Genomic DNA, 13,850 nt, shown 5'->3' with positions numbered 1-13,850 from the left:
TGCACTCCAGCTGCGGACCTGCGGACAGCCCGGCCGTGGCATCAGTCGCAATGCCGGGCGATGTAGGCCTTGACCTGCTCGGCGTCGGCCGGCAAGTCGGTCACGCGCTTGGGCAGGTCCTCGATGCCTTCGAACTTGGCCGGGCGATCGGGCAGGCGGCCCAGGGCCTCCTCGATGGTGGCGGCGAACTTGATGGGCAGTGCCGTCTCCAGCACGATCATGGGCACGCCGGCCTGCAGCTGCTCGCGCGCCACCTTGACGCCGTCGGCCGTGTGCGTGTCGATCATGGTGCCGAAGCGCTCGAAGGTATCGCGGATGGTGGCCAGGCGGTCGGCATGCGTGCTCTTGCCGCTGACGAAGCCGTAGCGGGCAGCAGCTTCCTGGAACAGCGGATTGCCGCCCAGGTCGAAGCGGCCCTGGCGTGCCACGCCCTCGGCGAACAATTCGCGCGTGGCCTGGCCATCGCGGCCCAGCAGGTCGAACACGAAGCGCTCGAAGTTGCTGGCCTTGGAGATATCCATCGAGGGGCTCGATGTCTCGTAGGTGTGCTCGCTGCCGCGCACCACGTAGGCGCCCGTGCGGAAGAACTCGTCGAGCACGTCGTTCTCGTTGGTCGCCACCACCAGGCGTTCGATCGGCAGGCCCATCTGGCGCGCCACATGGCCGGCGCAGATGTTGCCGAAGTTGCCGCTGGGCACCGTGAAGCTGACCTTCTGGTCATTGCTCTGCGTGGCCTGCAGGTAGCCGGCGAAGTAGTAGACGACCTGGGCCAGCAGGCGGGCCCAGTTGATCGAGTTGACCGTGCCGATCTTGTACTTCGCCTTGAAGGCGTGGTCGTTGGAGACGGCCTTGACGATGTCCTGGCAGTCGTCGAACACGCCTTCGATGGCGATGTTGTGGATGTTGGCATCCTGCAGGCTGAACATCTGGGCCTGCTGGAAGGGGCTCATGCGGCCGCGCGGGCTGGTCATGAACACGCGCACGCCCTTTTTGCCGCGCATGGCGTACTCGGCCGCGCTGCCGGTGTCGCCGCTGGTGGCGCCCAGGATGTTCAGCTCCTCGCCACGGCGGCCCAGTTCGTACTCGAACAGGTTGCCCAGCAGCTGCATGGCCATGTCCTTGAAGGCCAGCGTGGGGCCGTTGGACAGGGCTTCGAGCCACAGGCCGTCTTCCAGCGGGCGCAGCGGCGTGATCTCGGCCGTGCCGAAAACCTGCTGCGTATAGGTCTTGGCGCACAGGGCGCGCAGATCCTCGGCCGGGATGTCGTCGATGTACAGGCTCAGGATCTCGAAGGCCAGCGCCGCGTAGCCCTGCTCCTTGTAGATGCTGCGCAGCTCGCCCAGGCGGGCGGCATCGATCTGCGGATAGCGCTCGGGCAGGTACAGCCCGCCATCGGGCGCCAGGCCCTCGAGCAGGATGTCGCAAAAGCGCTTGCGGTCCGCGTGGCCGCGCGTGGAAAGATAAAGCATGTCGCTTCCTCGTCAGTATTCTGTGAGACGGGGCGCGGCCGATGCCAGGGATGCCGAGCAAGGGCCGCCCCGCAGCGAGGGCGTCGTCCCCCTCCCGCGTGCGAGAGAGGGGGAAGCGGCGCAGCCGCTCAGGGGGTGTCTTAGTTCAACTCTTCCTTGCGGATGCGGTTGATAGGGGCCAGCACCGTGGGCAACTGCTGGATCTGCGCCAGGGCAGCATCCATGCCGCCTTCGCGCGTGGCGTGGGTCAGGATGATCAGGTCGGTCTGCGGCACGCCCTGGCTGCCTTCGCTGTCGCCGCTCACCTCGCCAGCCTCGCGCTGCAGCAGGGCATCGATGCTGATGCCGGCACCGGCGAGGATGCTGGTGATCTTGGCCAGCACGCCGGCTTCGTCGGCCACGCGGATGCGCAGGTAGTAGCTGGTGACCACCTCGCTCATGGGCAGCACGGGCAGCTCGCCACCTGCGGCGACCAGCGTGTTCGACTGGAAGGCCAGCGGGGGCACGCGGTGCTCGGGGTCGGCCGTGTGCAGGCGGGCAATGTCCACCAGGTCGGCAATCACGGCGCTGGCCGTGGGCTCGGAGCCCGCGCCCTTGCCGTAGTACAGCGTCGTGCCCACGGCGTCGCCATGGACGACGACGGCGTTCATCGCGCCTTCCACGTTGGCGATCAGGCGCTTGGTCGGCACCAGGCTGGGGTGCACGCGCAGCTCGATGCCCTTGTCCGTGCGCTTGGTGATGCCCAGCAGCTTGATGCGGTAGCCCAGTTGCTCGGCGTACTTGATGTCGGCCGCAGACAGCTTGGTGATGCCTTCCACATGCGCCTTGTCGAACTGCACGGGAATGCCGAAGGCGATGGCGCTCATCAGCGTGACCTTGTGGGCGGCGTCCACGCCTTCGATGTCGAAGGTCGGATCGGCTTCGGCATAGCCCAGGCGCTGGGCCTCCTTGAGCACCACGTCGAAGTCCAGGCCCTTGTCGCGCATCTCGGACAGGATGAAGTTGGTCGTGCCGTTGATGATGCCGGCCACCCACTGGATCTGGTTGGCCGTCAGGCCTTCGCGCAGCGCCTTGATGATGGGGATGCCACCGGCCACCGCCGCTTCGTAGGCCACCATCACGCCCTTCTCGGCGGCGGCCTTGAAGATTTCGCTGCCATGCACGGCCAGCAGGGCCTTGTTGGCCGTGACCACATGCTTGCCGGCGGCAATGGCCTCCAGCACCAGGGCCTTGGCAATGCCGTAGCCGCCGATCAGCTCGATCACCACGTCGATCTCGGGGTTGGCGATGATCTCGCGCGCATCGCCGACCACCTTGGCCGTGTCGCCCACGACGGAGCGTGCGCGTTCCGTATCCAGGTCGGCCACCATGGCAATCTCAATACCGCGGCCCGCGCGGCGGCGGATCTCTTCCTGGTTGCGCTGCAGCACGTTGAAGGTGCCGCTGCCCACGGTGCCAATGCCCAGAAGGCCTACTTGGATCGGTTTCATAAACTACTTGCCAGTCAAAAAATGCTGCGGCGCCCAGAGGGTGCGCGCCGGCAGCCGGTAAAAAGCGATGGTCGGCGCAAGGCCCTCTCCCCCGCCGGCCCCCGCACAGCTCAGCCGCGGTCCGTGCCGTGGCGCTTGCGGTATTTCTCGAGGAACACGGCGAGGCGGCGGATGGCCTCGCGCAGGTCGGTGTCGTGCGGCAGGAAGACGATGCGGAAATGGTCGGGGTGCGGCCAGTTGAAGCCTGTTCCCTGCACCAGCATGACCTTGGTCTCCTGCAGCACTTCCAGGAAGAACGCCTGGTCATCCTTGATCGGGTAGATCTCGGGGTCCAGGCGCGGGAACATATACAGCGCGGCCTGCGGCTTGACGCAGCTCACGCCGGGGATTTCGGTGATCAGTTGGTAGGCCAGGTCGCGCTGCACGCGCAGCCGGCCGCCTTCCTGCACCAGCTCGTCGATGCTCTGATGCCCGCCCAGCGCCGTCTGCACGGCCCATTGGCCGGGCACATTGGCGCACAGGCGCATGTTGGAGAGCATGTTCAGGCCCTCGATATAGTCCTTGGCCGCCTTCTTGTCGCCCGAGACCACCATCCAGCCGGCGCGGTAGCCGCAGCTGCGATAGGCCTTGGACAGCGAGTTGAAGGTCAGCGTCAGCACATCGGTGGACAGGCTGGCCAGCGGCGTATGCACGACGTCGTCGTAGAGCACCTTGTCATAGACCTCGTCGGCGAAGATCACCAGGCCATGCTCGCGGGCCAGCGCCACGATGCTTTGCAGCAACTGCTTGCTGTACAGGGCACCTGTCGGATTGTTGGGGTTGATGACGACTATGCCCTTGGTGCGCGGCGTGATCTTGGCGCGGATGTCGTTCAGGTCGGGCATCCAGCCGTTGGACTCGTCGCACATATAGTGCACGGGCGTGCCGCCGGACAGGCTGGTGACGGCGGTCCACAGCGGATAGTCGGGCGCCGGCAGCAGCATCTCGTCGCCGTCGTCCAGCAGCGCGTTCGTGGCCAGGCTGATCAGCTCGGATGCGCCATTGCCCAGGTAGATATCGTCCAGCGTCACGCCCAGGATGCCCTGGCGCTGGGTTTCGTGCATCACGGCCTTGCGCGCCGCGAAGATGCCCTTGCTGTCCGAGTAGCCTGCCGAATTGGGCAGGTTGCGGATCATGTCCTGCTGCACTTCCTCAGGAGCGTCGAAGCCGAACACGGCCAGATTGCCGATGTTGAGCTTGATGATCTTCTGGCCGTCCTCTTCCATCTTCTTGGCCGCGTCCATGATGGGCCCGCGGATGTCATAACAGACGTTGGCTAGTTTTGCGGATTTGAGAACGGTTTTCATGCTGAGAATATGAAAGTGGCCGGCGCAGGCTTGCGGCCTTCATGCACGCCAAAGTGCCCCATGCACCCTGGTGAAACCTATAATTTGACCACAGTTCCGCAATGCAGCATCGCCCTGGCCCCGACCCATGTGGCGGCCACCCCCATCGCGCAGACCGCGCCACCCTCATCCATGAAATTCCACGCCGACAAATCCGAAGCACAGAGCATCACGGGCTATGGCCCCGGCTGGGTCGCCGTGGACCGGGAAAAGTTCGAACACAGCCTGCTTGTCGGCGCCAAAGGCCTGCGCCAGGCCTGGGACTGCGCCCGCTTCGAAGACCTGACGCCTGAGCATTTCGAGGCCCTGTCCCAGCTGGATGCAGAGGTCATCATCCTGGGCAGCGGCCAGCGCAACCGCTTCCCGCCAGCGGCCTGGCTGCGCCCGCTCATGGCCCGACGCATCGGCCTGGAAAGCATGGATACGCAGGCCGCGTGTCGCACCTACAACATCCTTGCCAGCGAAGGCCGTAACGTCGTCGCGGCCCTACTCTTGGAGTAGACTCCTGCCCCCCTGATTGGGAGAAATTCCGTTTTCAGGGTAAAATTGCAGGTTGCGGTTGGGGGCATTTCCGATAAAAGCAAAAACACAAACACGGCCCTCGGCATTTCAACGACTACACCCGAGAGATATAAGCGCATGGCGATCGTTGTCAACAAACCCCTTCCCGAATTTGAAGCCAACGCTACCGGCGGGATCAAGGTGACCAACACCTCCCACACGGGCCAGATTCTGATCCTGTATTTCTACCCCAAGGACAATACGCCTGGCTGCACCACCGAAGCCATGCAGTTCCGCGACAAGTACAAGGACTTCGTGAAAGCTGGCGCCACCGTGTTTGGCGTCTCGCGCGACAACATGAAGTCGCACGACGACTTCAAGGAAAAGCTGGAACTGCCGTTCGAGCTGATCGCCGATACGGAAGAGAAGATGTGCCACATGTTCGGCGTGGTCAAGAACAAGATCATGTACGGCAAGAAGGTGAAGGGCATCGAGCGCTCCACCTTCCTGGTCGGAGCCGATGGCCTGCTGGTGCAGGAATGGCGCGGCCTGAAGGTTCCCGGCCACGTTGACGAGGTGCTCAAGGCTGTCAAGACCCTGAAGGCATTGAAGCAGGCTGCCTGATAGCAACAATCCGACAGGTGACAGAGTGCCGGCCGACATATTCAGGCCGTCCGCCTATGCATAATGGGGCAATGCCTCTTAGCAAAGACGCTTTTCCCTGTCACCCCTCCAAAGCCGCCTCGGTTTCCAGGCGGCTTTGTGCTTTTTGATCCTTGTTGAGGAACGGTTCGTCCACCATGCCCCTGCCCCCCGCACCCGGCCGCCGTGCCGCCAAGCTCTCCCCCGAAGCCTTTCTTCCCGTGCGCGGTGCCCAGCACGCAGACCCCCTGCCCGCTGACGATCTTCCCGATGCAGTCGAGGCCGTAGCTGCCGCCGCGCCACGCAAGCGCAAGCCGGCCCCGGCCTCCGCCTCCAACACCACAGCTGCAAAGCCCGCACCGGCGCGCGGCCGCAACACCAAGGCCGCATCACCGGCTCCTACACCCGCGACTGCAGCCCCTGCCAATCGGCAGCGCCGTGCAACCGACAATTCCAACGCAACGGCAGCGCCGTCCAGCGCCCGGTCGGCCAACAGGTCGGCCACGGAAGCCAAGCCGGCAGCACTGCTGGCAGCGCCGGTTCGCCCACGCCGCACGCGCACAGGCCCGAAGACGCTGTTCGTGCTCGACACCAACGTGCTGCTGCACGACCCGACCAGCCTGTTCCGCTTCGAGGAGCACGACATCTTCCTGCCCATGGTGGTGCTGGAAGAGCTCGACGGCCACAAGAAGGGAATGACCGAAGTGGCGCGCAACGGCCGCCAGGTCAGCCGCACGCTGGATTCACTGGTCGCCTCCCAGCCCTCCGAGACGCTGGACAAGGGCCTGCCGCTGAATGCCACGGGCCAGCGCAGCGCCACCGGCATGCTGTATTTCCAGACGGAACCGCTGGAGACCTCGTTGCCCGACAGCCTGCCCCAGGGCAAGGCGGACAACCAGATCCTGGGCGTGGTCGCCGCGCTGCGCAAGAAGTTCAGCGAGCGTGAAGTCGTGCTGGTGTCCAAGGACATCAACATGCGCGTCAAGGCACGCGCCCTGGGCCTTGCGGCCGAGGACTACCAGAACGACAAGGTACTGGACGACGGCGACCTGCTGTACGCAGGCGCCCTGGCCCTGCCCCAGGACTTCTGGGCCAAGGCCGGCAAGAACGTCGAAAGCTGGCAGGAAGGCGCCATCACCTACTACCGCATCAGCGGCGCCATCGTCGACCAGCTGATGATCAACCAGTTCGTCTACCACGAGGCACCGGGCGAGCCCAGCCTGTTCATGCGCGTGACCGAGATCCGCGACAAGACGGCCGTGCTCAAGACGCTCAAGGACTTCGGCAATCCCAAGTACGCCGTCTGGGGTGTCACGGCGCGCAACCGCGAACAGAACTTCGCGATGAACCTGTTGATGAACCCGGACATCGACCTGGTCACGCTGACCGGCACGGCCGGCACGGGCAAGACCCTGCTGGCCCTGGCCGCCGGCCTGTCCCAGGTGCTGGACGACCGCCGCTACACCGAGATCATCATGACGCGCGCCACGGTCAGCGTGGGCGAGGACATCGGCTTCCTGCCCGGCACCGAGGAAGAGAAGATGGGCCCCTGGATGGGCGCCCTCGACGACAACCTCGAATTCCTGGCCAAGGGCGATGGCGGCAATGCCGGCGAATGGGGCCGCGCCGCCACCAACGAGCTGATCCGCAGCCGCATCAAGATCAAGAGCATGAACTTCATGCGCGGCCGCACCTTCCTGAACAAGTACGTCATCATCGACGAGGCCCAGAACCTGACGCCCAAGCAGATGAAGACCCTGATCACGCGCGCCGGCCCCGGCACCAAGATCATCTGCATGGGCAATCTGGCGCAGATCGACACGCCCTACCTGACCGAGGGATCGTCGGGACTGACCTACGCCGTGGACCGCTTCAAGGGCTGGCCCCACAGCGGTCACATCACGCTGGCGCGCGGCGAACGCTCGCGCTTGGCCGACTTCGCCAGCGAGGTGCTGTAAGCCATGGCGATCAGCTGGATCACGGCGCTGAAGCTGGTGCCCTGGGGCGATGTCATCGAGGCCACCCCCCAGGTCGTCAAGGCAGCCAAGAGCCTGCTGCGCAAAAAGGATGCGGAGCAGGCGGTCGACGCGCAGCCGGCTGCGGCCGGCGAGCCGCTGGCAGCTCCGCGCTCGGCTGGCGAACAGGCTCTGCTGCTGATCCAGGCCCAGGAAGCCCGCATCACGCAGCTGGAGCAGTCACAGCGCCAGTCGCTGGAACTGATCGAGAAGCTGGCCGAGCAGAATGCCCAGATCGTGGCCACCGTGGGTGCGCTGCGCACGGGCGCCCAGCGGCTGGCCTGGGCCTGCGCCATCCTCGGAGCCTGCGTGGCAGGCCTGCTGATCCATGCCTGGCGTACATAGACCGCCCACTGCAAAAAAACCAAACGGCCCCTCGGGGCCGTTTTTCATGGAAAGCCTGAAAGCCAAGCGCTGCAATCAGTACTCGTCGCCACCACCGTAGCCCACGGCCAGGTTCTCGAAGCGCGTCTGGTTTTTCTGGAAGAACAGCTTGACCGTGCCGGTCGGGCCGTTACGCTGCTTGCCGATGATGACTTCGGCGATGTTGGGCTCCTTGCTGTCCTTGTTGTAGTAGTCATCGCGGTAGATGAACATGATGATGTCGGCATCCTGCTCGATGGCGCCCGATTCGCGCAGGTCGGACATCATGGGGCGCTTGTCGGTGCGCTGCTCCACCGAACGGTTGAGCTGGGACAGGGCAATCACCGGGCACTGCAACTCCTTGGCCAGCATCTTCAAGCCCCGCGAAATCTCGCCCAGCTCGGTCGCACGGTTGTCGGAACTGGCGGCCGAACCCGAGCCGCTCATCAGCTGCAGATAGTCGACCACGATCAGGCCCAGCTTGCCGCAGGTACGCGCCAGGCGCCGCGCATTGGCGCGCAGCTCCGTAGGCGACAGGCCGGGCGTCTCGTCGATGTGCAGGGACACCGTGCGCAGCCGCTCGATGGCCTCCGTCAGGCGCGGCCACTCGTCATCGTTGAGCTTGCCCGTGCGCAGATTGCCCTGGTTGACGCGGCCGATGGAGCCGACGATACGCACCGCCAGCTGGGCTGCGCCCATTTCCATGGAGAAAATGGCGACCGGCAGGCCTTCGTTGAGCGCCACGTGCTCGGCGATATTCACCGCAAACGAGGTCTTGCCCATCGAGGGGCGTGCGGCCAGCACCACCAAGTCGCCAGCCTGCAGGCCACTGGTCATGCGGTCCAGATCGACGAAGCCCGTGGGCACGCCGGTCACGTCCATGGGGTTGTCGGCCATCTCCTGGACACGGTCCAGCAGGTCCACCACCAGCGTGTCGAGCGACTGGAAGCCCTGCTTGTTGCGCGCCCCCTCCTCACCGATGGCCAGGATCTTCTGCTCGGCCTCGTCAAGGATGCGGTCCACCGTCTTGCCCTGCGGATTGAAGGCATTGGTGGCGATGTCATCACTGGCCGTCACCAGCTTGCGCAGGATGGAGCGCTCGCGCACGATCTCCGCGTAGCGCCGGATGTTGGTGGCACTGGGCACGTACTGCGCCAGCTGGTTCAGGTACAGCAGGCCGCCAATTTCCTCGGCCTTGCCCATGCCCTGCAAATGCTCGTACACCGTGATCACGTCGGCCGGCTTGCTGGCATTGATCAGCTTGCCGATGGCCTCGTAAATCAGCTTGTGCTCATGGCGGTAGAAATCACCATCCACCAGCAGATCGCCCACGCGGTCCCAGGCACTGTTGTCCAGAAGCAGGCCACCCAGCACGCTGGACTCGGACTCCATCGAATGCGGCGGCACGCGCAACTGCGCGACCTGCTGGTCGCCAGCGGGCAGCAGCGGTGCGAACGCATCATCGAGATCGAGCGGGGGCATTACGGACGACATGGAATTCCTGGAGATGAGCCCGCCATCGTAGCGGCTGGCAAAAGGCCGCGCCACCCGGCGTCATCACCCGGGCGCGGCAAAGCAAAAAGCCGCCCGAAGGCGGCTTTTTGGTGATACGGGACAAGCCTCGGATCAGGAGTGGTCGCCGTAGACCGACACCGACACTTCGACGCTGACGTCGGTGTGCAGTGCCACGACCACGGTGGCGTCGCCCACGGTCTTGATGGGACCGTTGACCAGGCGAACTTGCGACTTGGCAACGGCGAAGCCGGCCTTGGTCAGTTCTTCGGCGATGTCGGCATTGGTCACCGAACCGAACAGGCGGCCATCAACGCCAGCCTTCTGGGTCAGCTTGACGTTCACGCCGTTGAGCTTTTCGCCCAGTTGCTGGGCAGCAGCCAGCTTTTCAGCCGCTTGCTTTTCCAGTTCGGCGCGCTTGGCTTCGAACTCGGCCTTGGCGGAAGCCGTGGCGCGACGGGCAGCGCCCGTGGGGATCAGGAAGTTGCGGGCGTAGCCGTCCTTGACCTTGACGATATCGCCGAGGCCACCGAGGTTCACAACCTTGTCGAGCAGAATGACTTGCATGGGTTGTATTCCTTAGATCTTGTGCTGGTCAGAGTAAGGAACCAGAGCCAGGAAGCGGGCGCGCTTGATGGCAGTGTTCAACTGACGCTGGTAGATGGCGCGCGTGCCGGTCAGGCGAGCGGGGACGATCTTGCCGTTTTCACCGATGAAGTCACGCAGGGTGTCCACATCCTTGTAGTCGATTTCTTCGACGCCGGCGACGGTGAAGCGGCAGAAGCGCTTGCGCTTGAACAGCAGCGACTGCGTGTTGCGCTTGGGGCGCTTGTCCTTGTTGAATTTCTTGAACGTGGCCATTTCTGGACCTCTTGAAAATTAGTTTTGTTGAATGTCCTGGATGTGAAGAACCAGCAATTTGCCGTTGCGGGGCGTTGCCAGGAAGCCTTGGAACTTCCACTGGCTGCCGAGCGCCTGGCGGGCCAGCTTTTCAGCCAGCGCGCCAAAGGCCACCGCCTTGACAGATGCCGTCACGCTGCGCTCGCTTCCTGCCTCTTTTTGCCGCGACGCATGCTCGAGTCGCAGTTCAAGGGCTGGCAGCCCTGCCGGCGTGTAGCGCAGTGCTTGAAGCTCTGCGATGGCGGCCGTCAGTACAACGTGGTTCTCCACTCCTTCAGGTTCTGACAGGGCTGGGCTCAGGCCTGTTCGGTCTGGCTGGCCTTGCGGGCCTCTTCACGCTCGACGGTCTTCATCATCGAGGAAGGCGCAGTGTCGGCCTTCTTCTTCTGAACCGTCAGGTGACGCAGCACGGCATCGTTGAACTTGAAGGCATGCTCCAGCTCAGCCATCACAGCCTGGTCGGCTTCGATGTTCAGGCACAGGTAGTGGGCCTTGGCGAGCTTGTTGATCATGTAAGCCAGTTGGCGACGGCCCCAGTCTTCTTCGCGATGGACCTTGCCACCGCCAGCGGTGATCATGCCCTTGTAGCGTTCCAGCATGGCGGGAACCTGCTCGCTCTGATCCGGGTGGATCAACAAAACGATTTCGTAATGACGCATATCGACTCCTTTTGGGAAAACGCCGCCCACTGCGTCTTGTAGCGGTGCGGCAAGGCAAAGCATTGGATTCTAGCGCAGCCCTCTTCCATCTGTACACTTCGCACTGCCCGAGACCCCGGATCTGTGTGGGGCTTTTGCCCCGCCGCCCGGCTTTTGCCCTCACCGTGTACCTCTGCCGCGCGGATGCACATGCACAAAGCCCTTGAAAATACACCGATCCGCTCGCATCTCGATTCAAGATCGTGCAATCGCCTGGCCTCCAGTCTGGCGACCGCTTTGTTTTGTAGCTGAAGTCTCTATCCATGTCTGAACAAAACTCCAACCCCTTGCAAGACGCAGCCCCGGAAGAAATCGAAGCCGCCATGGCGGCCAATGCAGCCGACGAGCTGCAGCGCCTGCAGGCCGAGCTGGCCGAACTCAAGGCCAAGAGCGCCGAGCTGGCAGACCAGTTCCTGCGCGCCAAGGCCGAGGCCGAGAATGTGCGCCGCCGCGCAGAAGACGAAGTCTCCAAGGCGCGCAAATTCGGCATCGAGAGCTTTGCCGAAAGCCTTCTGCCTGTCTGCGACAGCCTGGATGCCGCCCTGGCCATTCAACAGGCCACGCCGGAACAGCTGCGCGAAGGCGCCGACGCCACGCTGCGCCAGCTGACCTCGGCCCTTGAGCGCAACAAGGTCGTGACCATCAATCCGGCTGCCGGCGAGAAATTCGACCCCAACCTGCACCAGGCGATCAGCATGGTGCCTGCACAGCAGGAAGCCAACACCGTGGTGTCGGTGCTGCAAAAGGGCTACCTGATCGCCGACCGCATCCTGCGCCCGGCCCTCGTGACCGTGGCCCAGCCCCAGTAAGCGGGCACTCACGGCAGCACTGACAAAAAAGGGGACAAGCCCCTTGAAGCTGCGCGAGCCGGCCACAAGTTAGCAGTCATTCAAACATTTCACAGAACGCGGAGAGAACTCAAAATGGGAAAAATCATCGGTATTGACCTGGGCACCACCAATAGCTGCGTGGCCATCATGGACGGCAACACCACGCGCGTGATCGAGAACAGCGAAGGTGCGCGCACCACGCCGTCTATCATTGCGTACCAGGAAGACGGCGAGATCCTCGTCGGCGCCTCGGCCAAGCGCCAGGCGGTCACCAACCCCCGCAACACCATCTATGCCGCCAAGCGCCTGATCGGCCGCAAGTTCGACGAGAAGGAAGTGCAAAAGGACATCGACCTGATGCCCTACACCATCTCGCGTGCCGACAACGGCGACGCCTGGGTGGAAGTGCGCGGCCAGAAGCTGGCCCCGCCGCAGATTTCCGCCGAAGTGCTGCGCAAGATGAAGAAGACCGCCGAGGACTACCTGGGCGAGCCCGTGACAGAGGCCGTGATCACCGTGCCCGCTTACTTCAACGACGCCCAGCGCCAGGCCACCAAGGACGCCGGCCGCATCGCCGGCCTGGAAGTCAAGCGCATCATCAACGAACCCACGGCGGCGGCCCTGGCCTTCGGCCTGGACAAGACCGACAAGGGCGACCGCAAGATCGCCGTGTATGACCTGGGCGGCGGCACCTTCGACGTGTCCATCATCGAAATCGCCGATGTGGACGGCGAAAAGCAGTTCGAAGTGCTGTCGACCAACGGCGACACCTTCCTGGGCGGCGAAGACTTCGACCAGCGCATCATCGACTACATCATCACCGAGTTCAAGAAGGAACAGGGCGTCGATCTGTCCAAGGACGTGCTGGCCCTGCAGCGCCTGAAGGAAGCCGCCGAGAAGGCCAAGATCGAGCTGTCGAACTCGGCCCAGACTGACATCAACCTGCCCTACATCACGGCCGATGCCTCGGGCCCCAAGCACCTGAACATCAAGCTGACCCGCGCCAAGCTGGAAAGCCTGGTCGAGGACCTGATCGAGCGCACCATTGCGCCCTGCCGCACGGCCATCAAGGACGCAGGCGTGTCCGTGTCCGACATCGATGACGTCATCCTGGTCGGCGGCATGACCCGCATGCCCAAGGTGCAGGAAAAGGTCAAGGAATTCTTCGGCAAGGATCCCCGCAAGGACGTGAACCCCGACGAAGCCGTGGCCGTGGGCGCCGCCGTGCAGGGCCAGGTTCTGTCGGGTGACCGCAAGGACGTGCTGCTGCTGGACGTGACACCGCTGTCGCTGGGCATCGAGACGCTGGGTGGCGTGATGACCAAGATGATCACCAAGAACACCACCATCCCGACGAAGTTCGCACAGACCTTCTCGACGGCCGACGACAACCAGCCTGCCGTGACGATCAAGGTGTTCCAGGGCGAGCGCGAAATGGCTTCGGGCAACAAGATGCTGGGCGAGTTCAACCTCGAAGGCATCCCGCCGGCCGCGCGTGGCGTGCCCCAGATCGAAGTGGCCTTTGACATCGACGCCAACGGCATCCTGAACGTGTCCGCCAAGGACAAGGCATCGGGCAAGGAAAACAAGATCACCATCAAGGCGAACTCCGGCCTGTCCGAGGAAGAGATCCAGAAGATGGTCAAGGACGCCGAGCTGAACGCCGCCGACGACAAGAAGAAGCTGGAACTGGTCCAGGCCCGCAACCAGGGCGAGGCTGCCGTGCACAGCGTCAAGAAGAGCCTGGGCGAGCATGGCGACAAGCTCGACGCTGGCGAGAAGACCGCCATCGAGAGCGCCGTCAAGGACCTGGAAGAAGCGCTCAAGGGCGAGGACAAGGACGCCATCGACGCCAAGACCACGGCGCTGATGACGGTCAGCCAGAAGCTCGGCGAGAAGATGTACGCCGATGCACAGGCAGCGGGCGCCCCCGAGGCAGCAGCCGCCGCAGCAGCCGCCGGTGCTGCAGGCGCCTCGGCCGGTGCTGCAGCCGCTGACGACAACGTCGTCGACGCCGAAGTCAAGGAAGTCAAGAAGGACTGAAC

The 13,850-nt window shown here is 63.9% G+C and carries 14 protein-coding genes; 6 read left to right on the top strand and 8 right to left on the bottom strand.

Going from position 1 to position 13,850, the window contains the following annotated elements; translation table 11 throughout:
- Positions 1 to 41: 41 nt before the first annotated feature.
- From thrC to GRX31_RS07775, 3 genes are all read right to left on the bottom strand, one after another.
- Positions 42 to 1,469: a threonine synthase gene (gene thrC / locus GRX31_RS07785; RefSeq protein WP_016447748.1), complete on the bottom strand. Its 1,428-nt coding sequence runs from the start codon at positions 1,467 to 1,469 to the stop codon at positions 42 to 44.
- Between the two features lie 140 nt (positions 1,470 to 1,609).
- Positions 1,610 to 2,959 carry a homoserine dehydrogenase gene (locus GRX31_RS07780; RefSeq protein ID WP_160852087.1) on the bottom strand — a complete coding sequence of 450 codons (1,350 nt, stop codon included), beginning with the start codon at positions 2,957 to 2,959 and terminating at the stop codon, positions 1,610 to 1,612.
- Between the two features lie 110 nt (positions 2,960 to 3,069).
- Entirely contained in the window at positions 3,070 to 4,305 is a 1,236-nt protein-coding gene (locus GRX31_RS07775; protein ID WP_160852085.1) for a pyridoxal phosphate-dependent aminotransferase, read from the bottom strand.
- A 171-nt stretch (positions 4,306 to 4,476) separates the two neighbouring features.
- Between GRX31_RS07775 and GRX31_RS07770 the strand changes: the two genes are divergently transcribed.
- The 4 genes from GRX31_RS07770 to GRX31_RS07755 all read left to right on the top strand — a co-directional run bounded on the left by GRX31_RS07770 (position 4,477) and on the right by GRX31_RS07755 (position 7,847).
- Positions 4,477 to 4,845 carry an Mth938-like domain-containing protein gene (locus tag GRX31_RS07770; protein WP_017407848.1) on the top strand — a complete coding sequence of 123 codons (369 nt, stop codon included), beginning with the start codon at positions 4,477 to 4,479 and terminating at the stop codon, positions 4,843 to 4,845.
- Positions 4,846 to 4,983: 138 nt separating this feature from the next.
- Entirely contained in the window at positions 4,984 to 5,469 is a 486-nt protein-coding gene (locus tag GRX31_RS07765; protein WP_012207021.1) for a peroxiredoxin, read from the top strand.
- Between the two features lie 176 nt (positions 5,470 to 5,645).
- On the top strand, positions 5,646 to 7,445 hold the full coding sequence (locus GRX31_RS07760) for a PhoH family protein (RefSeq protein WP_160852083.1): 1,800 nt from the start codon (positions 5,646 to 5,648) through the stop codon (positions 7,443 to 7,445).
- Between the two features lie 3 nt (positions 7,446 to 7,448).
- On the top strand, positions 7,449 to 7,847 hold the full coding sequence (locus GRX31_RS07755) for a hypothetical protein (RefSeq protein WP_160852082.1): 399 nt from the start codon (positions 7,449 to 7,451) through the stop codon (positions 7,845 to 7,847).
- A gap of 75 nt (positions 7,848 to 7,922) precedes the next feature.
- Here GRX31_RS07755 and dnaB read toward each other — a convergent pair whose 3' ends face one another.
- From dnaB to rpsF, 5 genes are all read right to left on the bottom strand, one after another.
- Entirely contained in the window at positions 7,923 to 9,359 is a 1,437-nt protein-coding gene (dnaB, locus tag GRX31_RS07750; protein WP_016447754.1) for a replicative DNA helicase, read from the bottom strand.
- Between the two features lie 132 nt (positions 9,360 to 9,491).
- A complete protein-coding gene (gene rplI / locus GRX31_RS07745; protein ID WP_016447755.1) occupies positions 9,492 to 9,944 on the bottom strand; it encodes a 50S ribosomal protein L9 in 453 nt (150 codons plus the stop codon).
- A gap of 12 nt (positions 9,945 to 9,956) precedes the next feature.
- Complete coding sequence (gene rpsR, locus GRX31_RS07740) at positions 9,957 to 10,238, bottom strand: 30S ribosomal protein S18 (RefSeq protein ID WP_012207026.1); 282 nt, start codon at positions 10,236 to 10,238, stop codon at positions 9,957 to 9,959.
- 18 nt (positions 10,239 to 10,256) lie between these two features.
- Positions 10,257 to 10,547 carry a primosomal replication protein N gene (gene priB / locus GRX31_RS07735; protein ID WP_016451191.1) on the bottom strand — a complete coding sequence of 97 codons (291 nt, stop codon included), beginning with the start codon at positions 10,545 to 10,547 and terminating at the stop codon, positions 10,257 to 10,259.
- A gap of 26 nt (positions 10,548 to 10,573) precedes the next feature.
- Positions 10,574 to 10,936, bottom strand: a complete 363-nt coding sequence (rpsF, locus tag GRX31_RS07730) for a 30S ribosomal protein S6 (protein ID WP_012207028.1) — start codon at positions 10,934 to 10,936, stop codon at positions 10,574 to 10,576.
- 302 nt (positions 10,937 to 11,238) lie between these two features.
- Between rpsF and grpE the strand changes: the two genes are divergently transcribed.
- Both grpE and dnaK read left to right on the top strand, forming a co-directional pair.
- A complete protein-coding gene (gene grpE / locus GRX31_RS07725) occupies positions 11,239 to 11,784 on the top strand; it encodes a nucleotide exchange factor GrpE (protein ID WP_016447757.1) in 546 nt (181 codons plus the stop codon).
- A gap of 114 nt (positions 11,785 to 11,898) precedes the next feature.
- A complete protein-coding gene (gene dnaK / locus GRX31_RS07720; RefSeq protein WP_016447758.1) occupies positions 11,899 to 13,848 on the top strand; it encodes a molecular chaperone DnaK in 1,950 nt (649 codons plus the stop codon).
- The last annotated feature ends 2 nt before the right edge of the window (positions 13,849 to 13,850 follow it).

The organism is Delftia sp. CH05, assembly GCF_009827015.1.
Taxonomy (GTDB): domain Bacteria; phylum Pseudomonadota; class Gammaproteobacteria; order Burkholderiales; family Burkholderiaceae_C; genus Comamonas; species Comamonas tsuruhatensis.
This window is presented reverse-complemented; position numbering and strand designations above follow the sequence as displayed.